Source organism: Paenibacillus sp. 01T443 (genome assembly GCF_056398325.1).
Genome location: NZ_JBFTPE010000013.1, coordinates 70260 through 91816, shown reverse-complemented (window position 1 = coordinate 91816; position 21557 = coordinate 70260). Strand labels below are relative to the sequence as shown.

13 protein-coding genes are annotated in these 21557 nt (G+C 48.8%); 8 read left to right on the top strand and 5 right to left on the bottom strand.

Annotation, left to right across the window (positions count from 1 at the left end; all coding sequences use genetic code 11):
* The first annotated feature begins 514 nt into the window (after positions 1-514).
* The 7 genes from AC1DLI_RS23505 (at position 515) to AC1DLI_RS23475 (ending at position 14294) form a co-directional block, all read left to right on the top strand.
* Positions 515-6148 (top strand): GH32 C-terminal domain-containing protein, encoded by a 5634-nt coding sequence (locus tag AC1DLI_RS23505; protein ID WP_477606922.1) that lies wholly within the window; start codon positions 515-517, stop codon positions 6146-6148.
* Between the two features lie 223 nt (positions 6149-6371).
* Positions 6372-6815: an SRPBCC domain-containing protein gene (locus AC1DLI_RS23500; protein WP_477606921.1), complete on the top strand. Its 444-nt coding sequence runs from the start codon at positions 6372-6374 to the stop codon at positions 6813-6815.
* A gap of 26 nt (positions 6816-6841) precedes the next feature.
* Positions 6842-7570, top strand: coding sequence for an MOSC domain-containing protein (locus AC1DLI_RS23495; protein ID WP_477606920.1), 729 nt, complete (start codon positions 6842-6844; stop codon positions 7568-7570).
* Positions 7571-7919: 349 nt separating this feature from the next.
* The gene (locus tag AC1DLI_RS23490; RefSeq protein ID WP_477606919.1) at positions 7920-8891 is read left to right on the top strand and encodes a PA14 domain-containing protein; all 972 of its coding nucleotides are present in this window, start codon (positions 7920-7922) and stop codon (positions 8889-8891) included.
* Positions 8892-8942: 51 nt separating this feature from the next.
* Positions 8943-12143, top strand: a complete 3201-nt coding sequence (locus tag AC1DLI_RS23485; RefSeq protein ID WP_477606918.1) for a 3-keto-alpha-glucoside-1,2-lyase-like domain-containing protein — start codon at positions 8943-8945, stop codon at positions 12141-12143.
* A 313-nt stretch (positions 12144-12456) separates the two neighbouring features.
* A complete protein-coding gene (locus tag AC1DLI_RS23480; protein WP_477606917.1) occupies positions 12457-13395 on the top strand; it encodes an aldo/keto reductase family protein in 939 nt (312 codons plus the stop codon).
* A gap of 50 nt (positions 13396-13445) precedes the next feature.
* A complete protein-coding gene (locus AC1DLI_RS23475; RefSeq protein ID WP_477606916.1) occupies positions 13446-14294 on the top strand; it encodes an NAD-dependent epimerase/dehydratase family protein in 849 nt (282 codons plus the stop codon).
* Between the two features lie 234 nt (positions 14295-14528).
* Here AC1DLI_RS23475 and AC1DLI_RS23470 read toward each other — a convergent pair whose 3' ends face one another.
* Genes AC1DLI_RS23470 through AC1DLI_RS23460 form a run of 3 tightly spaced genes read right to left on the bottom strand, consistent with a single transcriptional unit; the run spans position 14529 to position 17724 of the window.
* Positions 14529-16274: a CotH kinase family protein gene (locus AC1DLI_RS23470; protein ID WP_477606915.1), complete on the bottom strand. Its 1746-nt coding sequence runs from the start codon at positions 16272-16274 to the stop codon at positions 14529-14531.
* Between the two features lie 18 nt (positions 16275-16292).
* On the bottom strand, positions 16293-17009 hold the full coding sequence (locus AC1DLI_RS23465; protein WP_477606914.1) for a DUF4956 domain-containing protein: 717 nt from the start codon (positions 17007-17009) through the stop codon (positions 16293-16295).
* 1 nt (position 17010) lies between these two features.
* Positions 17011-17724, bottom strand: coding sequence for a polyphosphate polymerase domain-containing protein (locus AC1DLI_RS23460; protein ID WP_477606913.1), 714 nt, complete (start codon positions 17722-17724; stop codon positions 17011-17013).
* Positions 17725-17881: 157 nt separating this feature from the next.
* Here AC1DLI_RS23460 and AC1DLI_RS23455 point away from each other — a divergent pair, with 157 nt between their 5' ends.
* Positions 17882-19132 (top strand): purple acid phosphatase family protein, encoded by a 1251-nt coding sequence (locus tag AC1DLI_RS23455; RefSeq protein WP_477606912.1) that lies wholly within the window; start codon positions 17882-17884, stop codon positions 19130-19132.
* A gap of 88 nt (positions 19133-19220) precedes the next feature.
* Here AC1DLI_RS23455 and AC1DLI_RS23450 read toward each other — a convergent pair whose 3' ends face one another.
* Both AC1DLI_RS23450 and AC1DLI_RS23445 read right to left on the bottom strand, forming a co-directional pair.
* Complete coding sequence (locus AC1DLI_RS23450; protein ID WP_477606911.1) at positions 19221-20750, bottom strand: sensor histidine kinase; 1530 nt, start codon at positions 20748-20750, stop codon at positions 19221-19223.
* Positions 20747-21433 (bottom strand): response regulator transcription factor, encoded by a 687-nt coding sequence (locus tag AC1DLI_RS23445; RefSeq protein WP_477606910.1) that lies wholly within the window; start codon positions 21431-21433, stop codon positions 20747-20749. The genes AC1DLI_RS23450 and AC1DLI_RS23445 overlap by 4 nt, the downstream gene beginning before the upstream one ends.
* Between the last annotated feature and the right edge of the window lie 124 nt (positions 21434-21557).

Here is a 21557-nt window from a genome sequence, read left to right as displayed (position 1 = left end):
GAAGGGATTTCGTCCCTCATGAGTACGTATGTGGTTAGATAAGTCTCTCAGGAAAACGAGGATGAATGGCAATAAGAGCGATATCGTGCTTATTGCTCTTCATCGAGCGTTAGCGAATGGGTAGTTCTCGTATTTTTCGCTTCCTTTAGAAAGCGCTTACTTTTGGCTCGTAAGAGTGATTTTTTTTTCGATGTTGTAGATGAAATAACAGGAAATATTCCTGCTAATTGGACGCTGCATACGGCGTTGTTTCATTTATCAGGATTTTCTCCCGCTAATACCAATCCAAATGCTTGAAAATGTCTGTTAGCTAGAAATTAACGGGATATTTTCCATTTAAATGCCGTTTGCGACCCGAAGCAGCGGATTTAGCAGGAGTTTTTACCGTTAATTGTATTTTCAGATACCAGGATAAGAGAATACATTGCAGCGGACGCTCCGCATGGGCTGCGTCAAAGACAACGGTTCATCATGTCTAAATTATTCGTTTATATAAAATATAGGAGGTTCAAAGATGCGTATTAATAGAATAGGTACATTACTATTAACGATTTCGCTGGTTTGGTCATTGCTTCTTCCGATGCATGCCGCCGAGCATGCATATGCCGCAGAAGCTGCACCCGTGATGAAAAAGATGCAGGGCTATACGCCAATTAGCGGGAACTGGATGCCGGAGGGAAATGCTGCGGTTAACGGGAGCAGCGGGGCTGACGCCAATGCTTTCTTCATGTCATCGACCGGAGTCGGCTCGTATTTTGAGTACGAGGCAACCATAACGGTCGATCAAACCACGCCGTTTGGCGTAAGCTCGCTCTTGTTTCGATCGAATGCGGATGGCAGTAAAGGATATGTCGTAAGCCTAGATCCAAATATGGATAAGATTAGATTATTCGACTGGGCGTCCAATCAAGATATAGGTCAGCCCTATGCGCTTGCGCTGGAGCCGGGTACGCCATATCATGTCAAAGTTAGCGGGGATGGCATGAGCCTTCGTGTTTACGTGGATGATCAACTCGCGCTGGATGTTCAGAGTGCTTCTTATTCAAGCGGGAATGTCGGCCTGCATATTTATAACGGAAATGTACGGTTTACGGAGGTTAGCACGCGTGAGATCAATACGAATATCTCGGGTTGGAGTACCAGCGGCGGACAGTGGACGATGTCGTCCCAAGGCTTGGCAGTGGCTGCTTCTGAAAATGAGAACGCTTACGCGATTGCCTCGACGAACGGGGATGATCTAACCTATGAGGCGGATATTCTCATTCGTGACCGCTATGCCGTAGCAGCAATGCTGATCCGCTCGAATGCGAGCGGCTCGCAGGCTTATGCGCTGCAGGTAGATCCGAATGCAGGACGCATACGCCTGATCGATACGAACGGTGATCGAGAGCTTGGGGTGAGTACGACGGAGCTTGAGGTCGGTGCGGTTTACCATGTTCGCATTAAGGCCGAGCAGTCGAGGCTGGAGGTTTATTTTGGCGGCGGGTACGCACCGAAAATAGCTGTTACGGACCATGCTTATCCGGCAGGACAGATTGGTTTGCAGCTCTACAATGGAGCAGCCGTATTTCAAAATATGACGGTCAGCGCCTTCAGGACGAATATGGGTGGATGGTCAGCGGCTGCCGGAGTTTGGACTCCGCACTTAGAAGGGCTGAAAGGTGTTAGCGCGGGGACGGGGACGTCGTCGCGTCTGTCTGCAAGCGCAGCTTCAGATTTGGTGCTCGAAGGCGATGTTACGGTTGCAAGCTCTGCCGGAGCAGCAGGTCTTCTCTTCCGTTCGAATGCAGGCGGGACTTCCGGCTACGTGGCGGAGATCAATGCGGCAGCGAATCAGATCCGCTTGCTGCGGGCAAGCGATAGAAGCGTAATTGCAAGCTCGCCGCTGGCCGTGCAAATCGGCAAAAGCTATCATATTGAGGCCGCGGCGAGCGGGGCTGATATTAAGATTTATTTGGAGGCTTTTGCGGAGCCGGCGCTGTCCGTGCAAAACAATGAATTTATAAGCGGGACAGCAGGCTTGGAAGTGACGGACGGGACTGCCTATTTCCAAAATATTTATATGACCGACAAAGCGGATTATCAAGCGGAGCTGTATCGTCCGCAGTACCATTTTACACAACCGCGAGGCTGGGCAAGCGATCCTAACGGACTCGTATTTTTCCAAGGAGAATATCATCTCTTCCATCAGGACGGCGGGCAATGGGCGCATGCAGTAAGCACGGATCTCGTTCATTGGAAGCTGCTTCCGATCGCAATCGAATGGAATGAGATGGGACATGCTTGGTCTGGTTCGGCAGTTGCGGATACCGCAAACCAATCCGGTTTGTTTAACGGCGTGGCGGGAGGCGGATTAATTGCTTACTATACTTCATTTAACCCGGATAAATGGAACGGCAATCAGAAAATCGGGGTGGCCTACAGCAGCGATAAAGGCCGCACATGGTCTTTCTATGAGGACAACCCGGTAATTGAAAACATTGGCGGCGCAGGAGCGGGCTGGGATTTCCGCGATCCAAAGGTCGTATGGGACGAAGAGCATAATCAATGGGTAATGGTCGTATCGGGCGGAGATCATATACGCTTTTTCACCTCTGTGAACTTGCTCGATTGGACACCGATCGATTCATTCGGCTATGGCGCTTACGTTCATAACGGCGGCGTATGGGAATGCCCGGACTTCTTTCCGTTAGTCGTTGACGGCGTGAAGAAATGGGTGCTGATGATCAGCACAGGCGCAAGAGCGGAGACGAATGGCTCGGATGCGGAATATTTTGTCGGCAGCTTCGATGGACAGCGTTTTACAAGCGACAATACGCCGGAGACGGTATTGCGTCATGAAAGTGGCAGAGATATGTATGCCGCTATGACTTTCGCTGATATGCCGGACGGACGACGGGTAAAAATCGGCTGGATGTCGAACTGGGATTATCCTTTTTCCTTCCCAACCGCGCCATGGAAAGGTCAAATGTCTGTTCCTCGCGAGCTGAAACTCAAACCAAATGATAACGGAGACATACGTCTCGTTCAGCAGCCCATCGAGGAACTGGAAATACTCCGAGGCGACGGGTTGTCCTGGAGCAATGAAGTGATTACGCCGGAAAGCGGTAATTTGCTTTCGGGCGTGACGGGAACAGCCTATGAAATCGTGGCAGAGCTGGAGCTGCCAGATGAACAGGCCGCTGCGGAATTTGGTTTTGGTGTCCGGGAGCTTGGCGGCGAGCAGACCGTTATTGGTTACCAGACTGGCTCCAATAACCTGTTCGTCGATCGGACGGCGGCAGGGCGGAATGATTTTACACAGCTGTTTCGTCCGGTACAGGGGGCTAATCTTACTTTAGATGCAGACCGCCGGATCCAACTGCGGATTTTCGTTGACGAGTCCTCGGTTGAAGTGTTCGGCCAAGACGGATCGGCAGTTATATCGAGTTTGATTTTCCCGGGAGCAGCAAGGGATGGCATGAGCTTCTACGCTAAAGGCGGGAATATAAAGGTGGTTTCAATGGACGTATATCCGCTGAAATCCATTTGGCGGGAGGAAGCAAGCAGCAGCCAAGCGGCTGGGAAGATCGTAATGGACGCCCGCGCGCTGGAGCTTGCAGTCGGCCAGACTCATCGTCTTTATGCTTCGGTGCTTCCGCATTCAGCAGCCGATAAAGCTCTAACATGGAGCACGAGCAACGCTGCTGTTGCCGGCATATCCGGTACCGATTCACGCAGCGTTTCTGTGACCGCGGCCGGTGAGGGCAGAGCGATACTAACGGCATCGACTCCGGATGGAGGCATAATCGGCCAAACGGTTGTTACTGTAGGYAAGCTGCAAACCAATCTCACAGGTTGGCATGCTGCATCTAAAGGAGAGTGGTTTACGACTGCGGACGGGATATCCGGCAGGTTCGATAAGGATTCCAATTATATGTCGGCGGTGAGCGCGCGCAATTTCACTTACGAAGCTGACTTGAAGCTTGATTCTGCCGGCGGCGCAGCCTCCATGCTGTTCCGCGCCAATGCGGACGGTTCAAGCGGCTATTATTTCAACGTCGACCCCAATATGAAAGCTGTGCGGCTGTTTTATAAGGATAACGGGGCGTTTCAGGACGATCAGCTGGTGGCCAAGGTGCCAACCTACATATCGCCCGGAAAAACCTACCGCATTAAAATCGTTGCAAGCGGATCGAATATCAAAATTTATTTTGACGGCAGCAGTGAGCCGATTATCGACATAAATGACGTGACCTTTGCCAAGGGCTATTTTGGCTTAAACGTATTCGGCGGGAAAGCTTCCTATCAAAACGTCATTGCAACAGCTGCGGAACCATTGCAGGAAAAGGTCTATAAAATCGTAAATCCGAGCAGCGGCAAGGTGCTGGAGGCTGATAACGGAACGAACGGCGCCCGCGTGAGGATTCAAACGGATTCGGGCGCTGATAGCCAGAAGTGGTATGTGGAAGAAGCGGCTGACGGCACCTTCACGATACGCGGAGCCTTTAGCGGGAAAGCGCTTGATGCTTCGGGATCGGATAATGGTTCGCATCTGCAAATATGGCGAAACTTCGGCTTCGGCAATCAACGCTGGACTATGCCTGAGAATGAGGATGGCACCATTGGCATCGTAGCCGTTAACAGCGGGAAGGGGCTGGATGTGGACAGCGGCAGTACCGAAGCCGGTACGGCTGTTCAGCTATGGGAGCGAAATACATTTGCCGCGCAAAAATGGAGTCTTGTGGAGTTAGTTCCACCCTCAGGCGGCGATGAAGGCAGTGAAGAAGAAGGCTCCGGAGACGGAGGAAGCAGCAATCCGGATGAAGGGAACGGCGGCGAGAGCGGAGGCAATTCGGGTGAGGGGAGCTCTGGGATTGGGACGGGATTACCAAATCCAAGCGCTTCTGGCAGCGGAGCAATTACGACGCTAATGGATGGACAGGCAGAGTCCCTTGCCACAGCTAAGACCGAACAAACCTCGGAAGGCAGCCTGACAACGATCGTAGTGGATACGGGCAAGCTAAAGCTTTTGCTTGGGGCTGGGCAAAACCATAACCTGGCTATTAAAGCCGTTACAGCGGAAGAGGTTCGCTTAGAGGGTTTAACCGCGGCGGTAATGGAATTACTTAGCAGCAGCGGTTCTACTTTAACCCTTCATACGGCTTTCGGCATATTTCCGCTGGAAGCAAGTAAGGATTGGAAGAAAACCTTAGCTTCATTCGGCAGCGCAGTTTCTATCGATGACATTAAAGTCAGCTTCAGATTTGGCAAAGCTTCAGAGCAAATTCAGAAGCTTTCGAAGGCTACCGCGTCCAAAGGCGGCTATACCTTGCTATCCGGCCCTATTCTTGCTGTGATGTCGCTCAGCTACGGCGATTTGAGCATAAATATTTCCAGCGAGGGGAAAACCGTTAAATATTTAGCGCTGCCCGCGAAAATGGATCCTGCCAAGCTGGCTACTGCGGCGGCTGTTTATGCAGACGGTTCCATCAATCATCTGCCGACGGTGATCGAGCGGATCGGCCAAACCGATTATGCGAGAGTAATCGATTGGAATAATAGCTCGATGTACACGCTCATTGCTAACGCCCCATCGTTTTTCGATACAGAAGGCCACTGGGCAAAGAAAGCGATCGACAACCTTTCTTCGCGTCTTATTCTAACGGGATCGGAAGCACATGTGTTTTCGCCTAAACGGAATGTCACTCGCTCCGAGTTTGGCGCTATTCTCGTAAGGTCGCTCGGTCTTATGCAGCCTGTTGAAGGAGGCAGTAGATTCTTGGATGTAATCGAAAGCATGTGGGACCATGATGCGATCGTCATTGCTGCGGATAAGGGCTTGATAAGCGGCTATGAGGACGGTAGTTTTCGCGGAAGCACAAGTATGACGAGGGAGCAGGGCATGGTCATGCTTGCGAATGCGCTTAAGCAAGTCTTAGGGGAGACGTACATTCCTTTGACTGCCGCTGAGGAGGCTGAAATACTTGAGCAATATGGAGACTGCGAAGCCGCTTCTGCTTGGGCGCGGCCATCCATTGCCTATTTGATTAAGGCCGGTATTGTGAAAGGCGATGTGAATAAGCAGATTCTGCCAAAGCATTCCCTTTCGAGAGCACAAGCGGCAACCATCATTCATAACCTGCTGAAGCAAGTATCGTATATTTAAATTATAAGGCTCTTTGTCTCGGTCAATGCTCACGTTGATGGGACAGGGGCTCTTTTCTATTTTGCCGGATGCAGTAAAGCGCAGATCTAAGAGACGAAGCCGTATTGTTCAAAGCTGCAATGTAAACCGCATCCGGTAACGAAGCACGTTTGGCTTATCTCGCTTGCCAATCGCGTTTATACTATAATAATAGCAACTAATGAATGAAAAAAAGGGGCTGCTTATGGAACAGGTAACGGTTGTCTGCAGCATATGGATCTCGGCCATGCCGGAGCGGGTATGGCAAGCGGTAACGGAAGGGGAACAGCTTACCCTATGGTATTCCCCGGGCTCTCCTTGGGAAATTAAAGAACTAAAGGAAGGAGAAATTGTTTACTTCCATCATTCGCCCAATAAATATCATACGGGGTCTGAGGTTGTTACCATGCAGGCGGTGATTGAGTCACTCGACAGCTGTCGGCGTTTTGCGCTTCGGTGGGATCTGGGCGTGCTGGAGCCAGCCATGATTACCACATTTCTCCTTGCTGCTGAGGAGGATGGTACGCAAGTAACTATAACCGAGACGGGATATGAGTCCGAGGATCAGGCCAAGCCGACTAAAGAAGGTTATGCAATGTCGCTGGAGAACCTAAAGGCGCTTATCGAGGGCAGAAGCTTGCCTTATTGAGGTTGGATCATGAGGAGGTTTTTAGATTGTCGCGGATAGGCCTAATTAGCGGTATAAACCGGTATCCGGTGAAGTCATTTGCCGGGGAAAGCTTGGATACATGCAAAATAGATACATACGGGTTAAAAGGCGACCGATGCCACGCTTTTTTTGACGAAACAAAGGAAGGCTGGGACAGCTTCTTCACAGCAAGGGATATTCCGGCCATGCTTTCTTACAAAGCGAAACTTGTTGACAGGAACTCGGAATCGGATGATCCTCAACTAAAGATAACCTCTCCGGAGGGCAGGGAATTTAGCTGGGACGATGATTTGCTAACCGAAATGCAGCGGTATTCCAAGAAGAAGATGCTGATGCGAAGCTATCAATCACAAAGTCCGGATTTTAAAGCCGTGGATGAGGGCAGCATCCTCATCATCACCGATACGAGCTTGCGGAAGCTCGAAGAGATATGGGGAAAGCCGTTAGATGAGCGCCGTTTTCGGGCAAATATTGTCGTGAAAGTGGACGAAAGCGGCTTGAGCGAAAAGGATTGGATAGGGAAACGTCTCTCCGTAGGCAGCGCTCAATTGCATGTGGATAAATACTGTGACCGATGCTCGATGGTTACGCTGGATCCGGATACCCTTGAACGCGATGGATCCTTATTGCGAAAAATCAATGATGAGATGAGATTAAACTTCGGGGTATACGCATCCGTCGAGAAAACGGGCGTTATTCATGCGGGGGATCAGGTACATCTTATGGATAGATAAGGATTGGAACAGAGGTTAGGCTAGCTTGTTGCAAGGTTATGAAGTAAGTATCAGAAAACCCTCATCTTATTTAACAGATGAGGGCTTTTCGACGTTCAAACATATTAGCGTAAAATTACAAAAAATACCTGTTATTTGTAAATACACAGGGGTAGTGGGACTTGTATGCTGAATACAAGCGCACTGCTTTTTAAAAATGTTTACGCTTTCATTCCAGGACGAAGGGGGCCTTATATGAAGAAATATAGATGTGGTGTCCGTTTCACAAACCTATCTGCAAGCGGTTAAACCTGACCAGGCAGCGTATTTGCTATCTCTAGCAAGTTATAAAAAAGAGGAGATTATAAAAATGAAAATGGCTAAAAGCCTTGTGCAATTACTTATTTTTTCAATGCTTATCTCCATCATTCTTCCGTATAACGTTTCCATTGGACATGCAGCAGATCCCATACCTAATGGGACTAATTATGGATTGAAAGCGGAATATTACAAGAACTCCGGACCCGGTGAGTTTAGATTTGAAGACTTGATAACAACGATAGTCGATCCGTATATTAATTTTAGTTCATTGGAAGGAGCATTCATGACGCTGGTAGGTCAGAACAATCGCGTGAATGTGAGATGGACAGGACAGATCACACCAGAATTATCTGAAAACTATACGTTCTGGATGACTGGTGATAACGGTTTTAGACTGTGGATTGACAACAAACTAGTCATCGACCATTGGGTCGCTGACTGGGATAAGGAACAAACGAGCAGTCCGATTCCATTGGCAGCAGGGCAGAAATATGACATTAAAGTTGAATATTTCGAAAATGACGGTGGATCTAACTTGTTTTTACGTTGGGGAAGCCAAAGTGTGCCGAAGCAAATTGTGCCAGCGACAGCTTTCACTTTGCCTGTCGGCTTTGAAAATAACGGGCCAGTATCGGGATCGGTCTTTCCTGACGGTCTGCATGCAGAATTTACATTTTCGGAGGCATTAGCCGAGCTTGGCAGCAACGTGCGGGAGCAGCTCTCCGTCAATGTGTTAGGGAAGGATTGGCCGATCAAATCGGCAGCATTGAAGTCAGGCGATTCTAAAACAATCCAAATCGAGTTTGATTATCCGATGTATTCCCAGGATGCGCCTATGGCCAATATCGGATATACAGGCGGCGGAGCCCTTGTGTATGCAGAAACCAGCCAGCCGGTAAAAGAATTCTATCTTGCGATAAAAAATAATTCTACTTATCAGATAGAAACTCCGTGGGCAAGCCAGGTAGATGCAAACAATCCCTTGCCGGAATACCCAAGACCGCAGATGGTCCGTGATTAGTGGCTTAACCTTAATGGGAAATGGGAATTCCAGCCTGCGAAAGAGGGAGATTTGCTTCCAACAGGCAAAAAGCTTAATGAAAACATCATTGTGCCATTTGCAGTGGAATCCAGACTTTCAGGCATCCAGCGCCAAGAACAGTTAATGTGGTACAAGAGAAACTTCACGGTACCGCAAAATTGGAATGGACAACATGTGAAATTGAATTTTGGTGCAGTTGATTATGAAACGGACGTGTATGTGAACGGAACGAAGGTAGGAAGCCATAAAGGCGGATTCACCTCATTTAGCTTCGATATAACGGATCAGCTGAAGCCTGGGGAGAATGAATTGATCGTTCATGTACTCGATTATACGGATACCAAAGGGGATCAAATCAAAGGTAAGCAAACGGTAGTTCAACCAGGAGGCATTTGGTATACTTCGGTCTCTGGTATTTGGCAAACGGTATGGCTGGAGCCTGTCGCTAACGCAAGCATTGAACGGATGGATATGGTGCCGGATATTTGGAATGGCCAATTGAAGTTATCGGTAGATACTGTAAATGGAGCAGGTAAAACAGTAGAAGCTGTGGCTCTAATGAATGGCGTTGAAGTCGGCCGCATCAGCGGAGGCACCGATGAAGAGCTGCTGCTTCCGGTACCGAACGCGAGATGGTGGACACCGGATGATCCGTTCCTCTACGATTTAAAAGTATCATTGAAGGACGGCGGAACGGTAGTCGATAAAATTGACAGCTACTTCGGTATGAGGGAAGTAAAACTGGAGAAAGTCGATGGAATCCAGCGTCCTTTGTTGAATGGTAAATTCGTGTTTCAGATGGGGACTTTGGATCAGGGCTACTGGCCGGATGGCCTTTATACAGCCCCAACAGACGAAGCGCTGAAATTTGATATTGAAGCTGAAAAGCGCATGGATATGAACATGATCCGCAAACATATTAAGATTGAACCGGCTCGTTGGTATTACTGGGCAGATAAACTGGGTCTTCTCGTTTGGCAGGACATGCCGAGCGGAACGAGTAGAGATGTTACGGCTCAACCGCAATACTACAAAGAATTCGATGAGATGATAAAGCAATTACAGAATTCCCCATCCATTATCGTATATGTTGTGTTTAATGAAGGATGGGGCCAATTCGACAATGGCGGGGATTATACCAGGGAAGCTATCGCACATGCGCTAAAAGCGGATCCGACTCGTCTCATTAACGGTGTTACGGGGTGGTATGATGCGGGAGGCGGAGAAAACGAATCCAAAGCGGGCCATTTCTTGGATTGGCACAGGTATCCTGCACCGGATTCTCCCACACCTTCGGAATACCGGGCGGCAACACTTGGAGAATATGGGGGGTTAGGCCTTCGCGTGCCAGGGCATGAATTCAGTCCTTTGATCGTTTACTCTGAACTACTAATGAAGAGTAAGGAAGAGTTAACGGATAAGTATATTAGTTATATTAGTATGGTTAAAAAATTGAAAGATAAACCCGGACTCAGTGCGGCGGTGTATACGCAAATCGCGGATGTGGAGTATGAAATAAATGGATTATTAAGTTATGACCGCAAAGTGGAGAAGGTTGACTTCGCGCGCGTTGCCGCAGCGCATAGGGAATTAATCGGGAATAGCAATAAATCCGATCTAATGAACAACATCAATGCTGCGAAGCAAATTCGTGACAATGCAGCAGTAGGGGATGGCCCAGGACAGTATAAGCAGCAAGTAATCAATGATTTCTCTGCTGCTATCGCAAACGCCCAGGTTGTCTATGACAACGCTCAAGCCACCACGGATGGTATTAAGGCAGCAATAGATGTTTTAAATGCGGCCGTCAAGCAATTTCGCGCCAAAAGCAACAATCCTCTGCCTTTCATTGAGAAGTTTGACGATTTGAACGCAGAAGGTTGGACGACTTATGGCGGTGAGTGGAGTGCTGCCAGCGGTGCGTACTCCGTGATTAACGGAGAAGGCTTTAAAGCGGTTGCTAATGATACTAACTTCCAAGATTTCACTTACGAAACCGATGTTTCTATAAGTGCCAGCCCCAATTTAGCCAATGCTGGTGTTATATTTAGGGTTACTAATCCGACTGTTGGCAGTGATAACTTGCAGGGATATTATGCTGGTATTACGCTCACGGGGCGAGTTCAGCTAGGCAGGCTTGATAACAATTGGACAGAACTGGCGAATAAAGCAGCCCCGCCGATCGGCGTAGATACCGTATATCGGTTGAAAGTTGTGGCCAAGGGACCGAACATTGAGGTTTATGTCGATGATACACTTGTGGTAAGCGCTGTAGATAGTACATTTTCAGAAGGTGCTATCGGACTTCGAACCTATAAGGCTAACGTAACGTTCGATAACATTAATGTGACTGAAATGGAAGATGCGGTTAAGCCAATTGAGAGCATCGTCATCAATGGTGATTCAGCGATTACGACTAGCGGCGGCACGCTTCAATTAACCGCGCAGGTTTCTCCTTCGGATGCCACGAGTTCAGCAGTCACTTGGTCTGTAGAAAATGGAACGGGAAGCGCAACCATTAATGAGTTAGGGCTATTAACAGCTGTGAGCAATGGTACGGTAACCGTGAAAGCAGCTGCGAAAGATAATTCTGGAGTCACGGGAACCAAAACCGTTGTAATTAGCGGACAGACGCAGCTAAGCGATAGCATGACATTGGATGGCGCTGGCAGTGTAAAAGAAGGTTCGACGTTTACAGTTAAGTTAGGTGTATCGAATGTAACAAACGATGTGTTCGCTTCTGATATTACGTTGAACTATAATGCAGATTTGTTTGAGCTTCAGGAAGTAAGCTCTGCTGCGGACGGAATAGAAGTTGTTAAGTATGCTGATGACTGGAAAGGCAGTGTTCGCATAGTACTGGCGAACATTGGTGAAGAGACTCAAAGCAAGCAGGAGTTACCGCTTGTTAACGTAGTATTTAAAGTGAAAGGCTCTCCTAATTCATCTGGTAAAATTTCGGTGATTCATGCAGTGCTGGCCGATGGGGAAGGCAAGGAGACTGAAGCTGCTCACGCTGAGCTTGCTGTGAGGATTGAGGGCAACGGCTTAGACGGCGACCTGAACCATGATGGTAAATTCTCGATTGGTGATATAGCGATCGTTGCCATCCATTACGGCAAGGACAGTAACAGTCCGGACTGGAACGTTGCAAAAACCGCCGATTTGAATGGCGATGATAAGGTAGATATTGAAGATCTTGCAAAAATGGCGCAGAAGATCTTTTCGTAAAGCTAAAGGGACGCTTTAGTTGAACAACCAAGGAGCAGTTTGCTGCGGCAGCTGTTCCTTTTCTTTATTAAGATAACTGGCGGATTGCCACAGTACCTGGCATGTTCATATTCATGTACATATGTATTAAATTGGATAAATTATTTTAAAATTATATTGCCAATTAGTATACAAAAGTATAGCAAGTATTCTAATTATAATTAAGTAATAAATATTTCACTTCTATAAATTATATATAAACTGTTTTAGAATAAAGAAGTCTTCTTAGAATAGAACTGTTTAATTCAAATCGTTTAATAGGAGGAAATAGATCATGAAATATCGGAAATTAGGCGGGACTGGCTTAAAGGTCAGTGAAATCAGCTTGGGGAGCTGGCTTACATACGGTGGATACGTCGAGCGTGAAAACGCGGTCAATGCCATTAAAACGGCATACGACCTCGGCATCAATTTTTTTGATACGGCGAACGTATACGAGCGGGGCGCGGCTGAGGAATTGGTTGGGGAAGCGTTGAAAGCATATCCGCGCGAATCCTACGTGCTGGCGACAAAAGTGTTCGGGCAGATGGGCGATGGACCGAACGACCGCGGTCTGTCCCGCAAGCATATCATCGAGCAGGCGAACGCCAGCCTGAAGCGGCTCGGCCATGATTATGTAGACATCTATTACTGCCACCGCCATGACCCCGAGACGCCGCTGGTGGAAACGCTCCGGGCGATGGACGACCTGGTGCGCCAGGGCAAGGTGTTGTATATCGGCGTCAGCGAATGGCAAGCCTCTCAGATAGCGGAAGCGCTGGGTGTTGCCGACCGCTATTTGCTGGATCGTATCGTCGTGAACCAGCCGATTTACAACATGTTTGACCGTTACATCGAGAAGGAAATTATTCCGCTTGGCGAACGTTCCGGCATCGGGCAGGTGGTGTTTTCTCCGCTCGCGCAAGGCCTGCTGACGGGCAAATATACGTCCGCCTCTGACATTCCGGTTGATAGTCGCGCCGCCAAGCTGGATTGGGTGCGCAAAGGCATTACCGACGAGAAGATAGGGAAGGTCCGCAAGCTGGAAGGCATCGCCGGAGAGCTCGACATTACCGTTGGCAACCTGGCCCTAGCCTGGATTTTACGACAGTCCAACGTCGCGAGCGCATTGGTCGGCGCAAGCCGTCCTGAGCAGGTGACGGAGAATGCCAAAGCGTCGGACATCGAGCTTGACCAAGATGTATTGAACAGGATTGAAGAGATATTGAACTAGAATTTTTTAAGGCTAGAAAACGTACATCATGAAGACGGAGGGAAAATTGTATGTCTAAAGTAGTCGTTACGGGAGGAAGCGGCATGCTTGGCCGCTGGGTAGTCCGGCATTTCGTGGAGCAAGGGTACGAGGTGTTAAACGCAGATACCCGCCAGCCGGAGGAGCCGCTGTGCCCTACGCTCATCGTGGATCTTGAGGATCTGGGCCAAACGTATGGCGCTCTTGCCGGGGCCGATGCGGTCGTCCATATGGCTGCCATTCCCAGAGCGGGCATGGCACCGCCCGAGGTGACTTTCCGCAATAACGTCATGTCGACTTACAATGTGCTGGAAGCAGCGGCAGGCCTCGGTATCCGTAAATCAGTCATCGCTTCCAGCGAATCATCGTACGGTATCTGCTTCGCGGTCCATCCGATCGGCCCGCAATATGTGCCGATGGATGAAGCGCATCCGCAGCTGCCGCAGGACAGCTACGGCTTGTCCAAGATCGTGAACGAAGCGACCGCGGATATGTTCCACCGCAGGACAGGCATGCAGGTTGTGTCGCTGCGCCTAGGCAACGTGATTCCGCCTGAATGGTACGAACGGTTTCCATCGTTTATTCATAATCCAAAGGAACGCGAACGCATCCTGTGGAGCTGCATCGACACCAGGGACGCCGCAGAAGCATGCCGTCTGGCAATCGAGGTGGAAGGGCTTGGCTCGGTAGCGCTGAACCTGGCGTCAGATGAGTCCAGCATGGACATGCCGAGCCGCGAGCTGATGGCCGCGAGTTATTCGGAAGTCACCGACTTCCGAACACCGCTCAGTGGGTACGAGTCGTTGCTTAGCAGCGAGAAGGCGAAACAGCTGCTTGGCTGGCAGCCAAAGTACAAGTGGCGTGAACAGTTGGGCATGTAGCCTGTCAAGTTCTAAGGTGAGGCAGTAAAAAAGCTTGTCTAAAAGCTGATACCGATGCTCCGTCGGCATCAGCTTTTTCAATTTAATCTGGATTATGGCATTCGAACAGAATTAGACCATTATGGAGTTGATAGCTTTACAAGCTTATTGAAGCAAATCAAAAAGATCGCAAGCTGAATGCCTGGGGGCAAACAGCTGCGATCTTTTTGAAAATATAAGAAAGTATTGATCAAGTTATAGTCGCTTAGGTTTGTAATAGACAATGACCGCACAGGAGAGTAGCAGGATAATAAGCGCGATGCCGGTTGCCGCAGCTTCCTTTGGACTACCTTGGGCTTCGACCTGGGTCTGCTGCGCGCCCGGACCGCCGAAGCCGCCCATACCGCCTTGCCCATTTGGCCGTTGGCCGCCAAAGCCGCCCTGCATGCCGCCCTGCTGGTCAGGCATTTGGCCATCTGGCGGAACCATGCCTTCGCCTCCAGTCGGTGCCTGTCCATTAGCGCCTTTGGTGCCGGCAGCGCCTTGCCCGTCTGGTGCTTCGCCTGGCGCAAAAGCTCCTGGTGCTTCCGCATTGCCGTTCGGCGTGTTGGCCTGCGCCCCGTCCTGCTGGGCGTTAGGCCGTTGGCCGCCAAAGCCTCCGCCCATGCCGCCTCCGCCCATGCCACCACCGCCGCCGCCGAAGCCGCTGCTTCCGCTGCCTGATCCGTCGCCGGAGGACGGGATTGTGCCGGCAAGCTGCTGAGCGACAGAGCTCGTTTGCGTTTTATTGAAAGAAATGACTTGAGTTACACCCTGCTCGTATTGCTCATACGTGTAGAAGGAGGAGGGGTCAGCCTCGACATAACTCGATATCATCGCTTTAATCTCAGCTATTCTCGCTTGGAAGTTCTCCTCTGCTAAATAGCCATTCAGCATGTTTTGTATGATTTCATGATATTTTTCCTTGTAGGCTTCAACCTTCAGCAGCTTATCTACGAGCGGGCGATCCGCTACCGTTCCGGTAGTAGGCTCATCAATCAGAACGCCGGAGCCGCCGAAGCCGCCGAAGGACATATTATAATCCCATGGTAAAATATTGAATAAGCCGTCATCCTCATATAAATAATAGTTATGCTTTTTCTCAGACAGGTAGCTGTCAAAGTTGCCGGCTACCGCATTCAGAGCGATAAATTTCAAGGCTTCATCCACGTCCAGCACGCTCTCGTAATTCGTACCGTTGTTCAGCTCATCGAGCATATCCAGCAAAATATCATCGTTTGATTTTTCCGATTTCATATCGAGACCTGTGTAGGCATCGATGGTCTCGAGCCAGTTCAGCTCGCTGCCGCTTCCGCCGTTTGCTTTGTATAACGCGCCGTAAGCATTGCCGAAGTTGCGTTCGAGATACGCATCTCCAATTTGCTCTACCGCCAAATAAAAGCCCCAAAGCTCGCCGTTGACGTAAACATTCACATAGGAATATTTAGGCGTCGGAAGCCCCATTTGCTCAGCCAGCTCATACGATAAAAATTCACGCATATAAGAGGCATCGCTATAGTTGTTGTTCAAGTTGATTTTGCTTATTCCCTGAAGAGTCTGGTTGACGTACTCGTCAAAGGAAATTTTAAAGCTGTATCGATCGGAATCAGTCATTCTGACTACGCTGTTCAAGCTGAGATTTCCTTTTGTACGTATGCCGACGTTTTCAAGCTTTTGACCGTTGTATTCGACAGTCGCTTCTTTAAATTCCTCGGCGCTGGCATTGTCCAGCATGCTTTGAAATTCTGTTTCATCGATCGTAATTTTGACATCAACGACTTTATCCTTCGGAAAAACAGTCTCATCAAGCTTTTGCTCATCCGCTGATTGCTCATTATCGCTCGCATTTGTGCTCGCGCCTGTGAGGTTGAAGGATGTCCCTCCAAAGGAACATCCGGACAAACCGATAATCAGGAGAATAGAGCAAAGGCTCAATAAAAATAATTGAGCTTTCGCTTTCATTGAAGCACCTCCTGATTATTAAGAGACATAATCACCGCTGTAGCTGATAAGCACGGCATTCCGTACGCCTGAAAGTTCAGTCAATTGGTTAATAAAGCGGCCGGTTTCGTCGCGAAGACGAACCTCAAGCGTCATTTCGATATTGCCCTGCGTCACTGATTTTTGTTTGACATTGTAACGCTTAACGATAGAGCCAATTTGCTTGTGCACGAGCTGCTCTGTTGCGTCGCTGTCACAGTTTACGACGAGCAGGTATGGCGATTCGACAGATCCGCCTTTGACGAAGAAGAACAGAATGAGACCAACAACGGCAGAACCGATGACCGCTAGCGTGAAGAAGCCTGCGCCTGTTACAATCCCTGCAACCGCAGCCCAGAACAAGAAGATGAGATCGGTTGGATCCTTGATCGGCGTTCTGAAACGTACGATGGACAGCGCGCCGACCATACCGAGCGAGAGCACGAGGTTGGAGTTAATCGCAATAATGACGACGGAGGTAATCATGGTCATGCCGATAAGCGACACATTGAAGCTCTTCGAGTAAAGCACGCCGCTGAAAATCCTTTTGTACAGCAGGAATATGAAGAAGCCAAGCAGGAAAGCGACACCAAGCGTAATCAATATTTTGGATAAGCTAATGTCGGAAGAGAAGTTTTCGATCACTGATTTTTTAAGCACGTCTGCGAAGTTGGTGGTTGTCTCGGTCGTTGCGGCAGCAGTTGTTGTGGTTTCCATTTTAATAATCCTCCCAAGTGTTGAATTTCAGATGCTTTCGGCAGATCACGTATTTTGAAGCGGATTGCCGATTAAGGCCTTCGAGCTGCAAAGCCATTTTGATATAAGCAGGAATATAAGCATCATATTTCACCTCAAGAATGATAAAATCATTGTCGAGGGCACGGATAGGCTCTAGGCTTTTGTCAAAAATATCGACGGCATGCAGGCCGGTTCGCAGCTCTTTATCGAATGTGATCCTTACGTTACCGTTGTCGCATACATAGGGCTCGCGAACATAATCAACGATTACCTTCGGCCTAAGTAAATGATGCTTCATTTCATTATGAATCTCGTTCAAAAGCGGCTTGTCCGGCTCTTTCAGCACATCGTGGTCACCGGCTATGAGCCTGTCGTACATCTCTCTAGTAAGCGGCTCCTTCACCTTGGCGATATAGTCTTTGAATTTAATTTTTTTCTCAAAATGAATGATATGATCCTGGCCGTTATAGATACGGATGCGGTATTTAACCCGATCCCGAACGCCGCCAAGCTTCTCGTGCAAAGCCTTGTTATTGATATCATCAAAGTACAAGCTTCGAATATGATATTCGCCAGTCGGACCGACATGTTTGTCATGGTCCATCAGATCCTTCAGCCTCTGGCGGATAATGAAATATTGATGATAATTAATGAAAAATTTCAACTCGTTGCGATAGTTTAAATCTTTGTTCATTTCACACCTCTTTTCATGTTCAGCGCCCCTTGTTGCTAACAAATGTTATTCTACTGGCCTTTACTTATTCTTAACTTAAGGCCGGCTGAAAGATTGCTGAATGCGCGAAATGCAGGTTTATTGTTAAGATATATTGAAGAATAAGAGAGATAGAGGAGTGGATATCTTGAAGTTTCGTAAAGACGTGCTAGTAGTGCTCGCTTGCTGCGTACTGTTAATCATAGGCGCAGTAGGAATGGAGTGGCTTCGGACGGATCATGCAAAAAAACCGACAGCGGTTGTGACCACGTTCAAGGGGGAACCGATGACAAGCCGTGCTTTTACTTGGTATAGCTCGAATCCGGAGGCTGACGCGATCGTGCAGGTCGTGAAAGGCGATGCAGCGAGTGATTGGGAAAGTGAACAGGCGCTGACCTTTAAAGGTACGACGACTTCGGTTATAGCTGCTGATGGGAGCACAGAGCAAGCCGTGCATAAAGCAGAAGCTTCCGGGCTTGAACCGGGAACGACGTATTCCTACAGAGTCGGGAGCGGGGAAGAGAAGGGCTGGAGCGATGTTGCTGTATTTCAGACAGAGGAAGCAGACACGGAAAACGTTACTTTCATTAATGTAACGGATTCGCAAGGTGTCACGGAACAGGATTTCTCGTTGTGGGGCCACACGCTGGATAAAGCCTTTGCGATATTTCCCGCGGCTTCGTTCATCGTTCATAACGGCGATTTGACGGAGGAGCCGTCAGATGAACAGGCATGGTCTTATTTATTCGAAAAAGCAAGCAAGTGGGTAACGCAGGTTCCGTTTATGCCGGTTACGGGCAATCATGATGAGGTTGACGGCAATGCGGAGCCGTTCGTTTCTCATTTCAACCTGCCAGACAACGGCGCGGAAGGCTCGATTCCGGGAACAAGCTACTCCTATGATTACGGACCTGTCCACTTTGTCTTTCTCAATTCCGAATCAAATATCAAGGAGCAAACGAAATGGCTGCGCAGCGATCTCGAGAGTACGGATAAGGCTTGGAAAATCGTCGCTATGCATCAAGGCCCATACGGCGGTAATACCTATAAGAAGGTGAAAGACTGGACCGAGCTATTCGATGAGTTTGAGGTAGATTTGGTGCTGCAGGGGCATAACCATGAGTATTCGAGATCCTATCCGCTGCGTGACGGGAAAATCGTCGGAGACGGCGAAGCAGCCGTGCAAAACCGCGAGGGTACGGTTTATGTGGTGACGAATACGGCTGGGCAAAAGTTTAATGAGAAGAAGGAAGATAAATTTTACCATAAGGTGCATTTTCAGAACGAGAAGCAAATGTTCGCGGGCATCGTGATCAATGGAAAAACACTGACTTATCAGGCCTATGACGTGGATGGCAAGAAGTGGGATGAGTTCGTGTTGGAGCATTAATATCGATTGATGCGTTGAAAAGCCGAAGAGGGCAGCCCGGCATCAAATGATGCTGCTGGGCTGCCTCTTTCTGTGTAGTAGAGATTTCTTATCGCAGATCAAGCGGAAGCGTAATTCGGAAAGTCGTACCCTCGCCGGGCTCGCTGATTACCTCGATGGTACCTCCATGAGCATCCACGATCGACTTGGTTATTGCCAAGCCTAAACCGGCGCCGCCGTTTTTCCGTGTGCGAGAAGATTCGCTGCGGTAGAAGCGCTCAAATAAATGGGGCAAATGGGCTGCGGCAATTCCGGTTCCATTGTCCGTAATGCTTATTCTCGCCTGGTTTTCCAGACGTTCGAGCATTATCTTAATTGTGCCTGTCTCTGCATCCGTGTGCTGTACAGCGTTAAGAAATAAATTCAAAAGTATCTGCTTCATCTGATCGGAATTGAATTTGCCGCTTATGGCTGATTCAATAACGAGATCTATTTTACGGTTTCCGGCAAGCAACTGCAATTGCGGCTCCATTTCTTGAAGGAGTTCATCGAGCCGGGCAGCAGACAGCTGCAGCTGCGGGGCTTGATCAAGCTTTGCAAGCGCGAGCAAATCCTCCACGAGCCTGTTGATGCGCTTGGATTCCAGCTGCATGCTGTTCAGCGCGCGGTTGAGCTGATCGGGATTTGCGGCTGCTCCGCGCAGCAGCACTTCAAGAAAGCCGTGAATAGACGTCAGCGGCGTTCTCAGCTCATGCGAAGCATCGGCAATGAAGCGGCGCATTTTTTCGGTTGTTTTCCGTTCGGTTTCGAAGGAAATATCCAAACGCTCAAGCATCCCGTTAAAAGCATCTGATAAGCGATCGATCTCTTCTTGGCCTTGGCTTGCCGGTATGCGTTTGGTCAGGCTGCCGGCATCGGTCTGCTGAGCAGCAAGCACGACGCGGGATAACGGCTTTAACGTACGGCGAAGCAGTGGTAAATAAAGGGCAAGTCCGGCCGCGAGCGCCACAATGGAAAGGGCTGTGAAAATAGCTAGCTGGGTCATGAGGAGCTGCCTTAGCGAATCGGTTTCCGTGCTTACTTGTACAATCCCCTCTACTTTGTTAGGAGGACCGGCATTTCGGAAGACGACAAGCTGCTCGACTCCATCCGCATTATTTAATATTTTGTAATCAATCTGTTGTCGTTCTTGAAGCTGTTTTGTTATTTGCTCATATTCCTCAGCTGACAGGAGCGGAGCGCTTGCCTCGGTATCCTTTGAGACATCGGTAACTGTACCGTTCGAATCAATGAAGACGATCGATAAGCCAGGTTGGTAAAATAATGGCGAGTCCCGTCGCTCTTTCGGGGGGCGAGACGCTTGGACCGAATCGCCATCCTTATTATCAGACTCCAGATGATTGTCATCCATTTCAGATTTTTTGTCGTTCGTAAACCAATCCATCGGCATAGCCATGATTTGAGTGTTTAAGGATTCAGCTTTATTTTTGAATATAAAGTCCTTCATAATAATGTACTGTAGAACGCCGATCAGCAAAAACAACGCGGCTAAAATAAGCAAGGATCGGTACAATAGCTGGTATCTTAGGGAACGCGGGGCAAAAAACCTCGCGAAGGCAGGGGGCGTTCGGCGGCTCATGGCAAGTCCATCCGGTAGCCGGCACCTCGCAGCGTACGAATAAGGCGATGCTCCTTATCATTCAATTTATCCCGCAGGGAACGGATATACACCTCCACAATGTTCTCTTCCCCTCCAAATTGATATCCCCATACTTTATCCAATATAAGCGATTTGCTAAGCACGACCCCGTTGTTCAAAATAATAAACCGAAGCAGCTCGTATTCTGTTGGCGACAGCTCAAGAATCTGGTCCATATAGATAAGCTCTTTGCGCCGGTCATCTAGACGGAAAGGTCCGTAGGCAACCTCTCCCAGCAGATTGGGAAATTGGTTGCGCAGCCTCGCTCCGATTCGTGCGAGCAGCTCGCTGAAGCTAAAGGGTTTGATCAAATAATCGTCTGCGCCGAGCGTTAATCCTTTCACGCGATCCTCGACTTCATCTTTGGCGGTAAGCATAATAACCGCGATATTATCTCCGGTTGCACGCAGCGCGGCGCATACTTCGAATCCGTTCATTCCTGGCATCATGATATCCAGAATGACGACATGCGGCTGAAATACGCTCGCTTCTGCCAGAGCGGATTCACCGTCATAGGCGACCCGGATGTCAAAGCCTTCATTTATAAGACCCAGCTCCAAAAACTGTACGATGTTTGGCTCGTCATCAACGAGCAATATTTTAATTCCTTTGAAGGATGTCATGTTGGATCTCCTTTCACTAAGATACCTGTCTATTATCGGCTTTTTGAGGAAAAGATGCACCTGTTTGCCTGCAATTTCAGCAAACTTTAAGCTGATAGCCAGGAAAATACCCGTTTTTTTAAAT

Coding starts and splice junctions, on each gene's coding strand:
- AC1DLI_RS23465 (WP_477606914.1), bottom strand. CDS start 17,009: ATGGAAACCACAACAACTGCTGCCGCAACGACCGAGACAACCACCAAC.
- AC1DLI_RS23500 (WP_477606921.1), top strand. CDS start 6,372: ATGGAACAGGTAACGGTTGTCTGCAGCATATGGATCTCGGCCATGCCG.
- AC1DLI_RS23470 (WP_477606915.1), bottom strand. CDS start 16,274: ATGAAAGCGAAAGCTCAATTATTTTTATTGAGCCTTTGCTCTATTCTC.
- AC1DLI_RS23445 (WP_477606910.1), bottom strand. CDS start 21,433: ATGACATCCTTCAAAGGAATTAAAATATTGCTCGTTGATGACGAGCCA.
- AC1DLI_RS23490 (WP_477606919.1), top strand. CDS start 7,920: ATGAAAATGGCTAAAAGCCTTGTGCAATTACTTATTTTTTCAATGCTT.
- AC1DLI_RS23460 (WP_477606913.1), bottom strand. CDS start 17,724: ATGAACAAAGATTTAAACTATCGCAACGAGTTGAAATTTTTCATTAAT.
- AC1DLI_RS23450 (WP_477606911.1), bottom strand. CDS start 20,750: ATGAGCCGCCGAACGCCCCCTGCCTTCGCGAGGTTTTTTGCCCCGCGT.
- AC1DLI_RS23480 (WP_477606917.1), top strand. CDS start 12,457: ATGAAATATCGGAAATTAGGCGGGACTGGCTTAAAGGTCAGTGAAATC.
- AC1DLI_RS23475 (WP_477606916.1), top strand. CDS start 13,446: ATGTCTAAAGTAGTCGTTACGGGAGGAAGCGGCATGCTTGGCCGCTGG.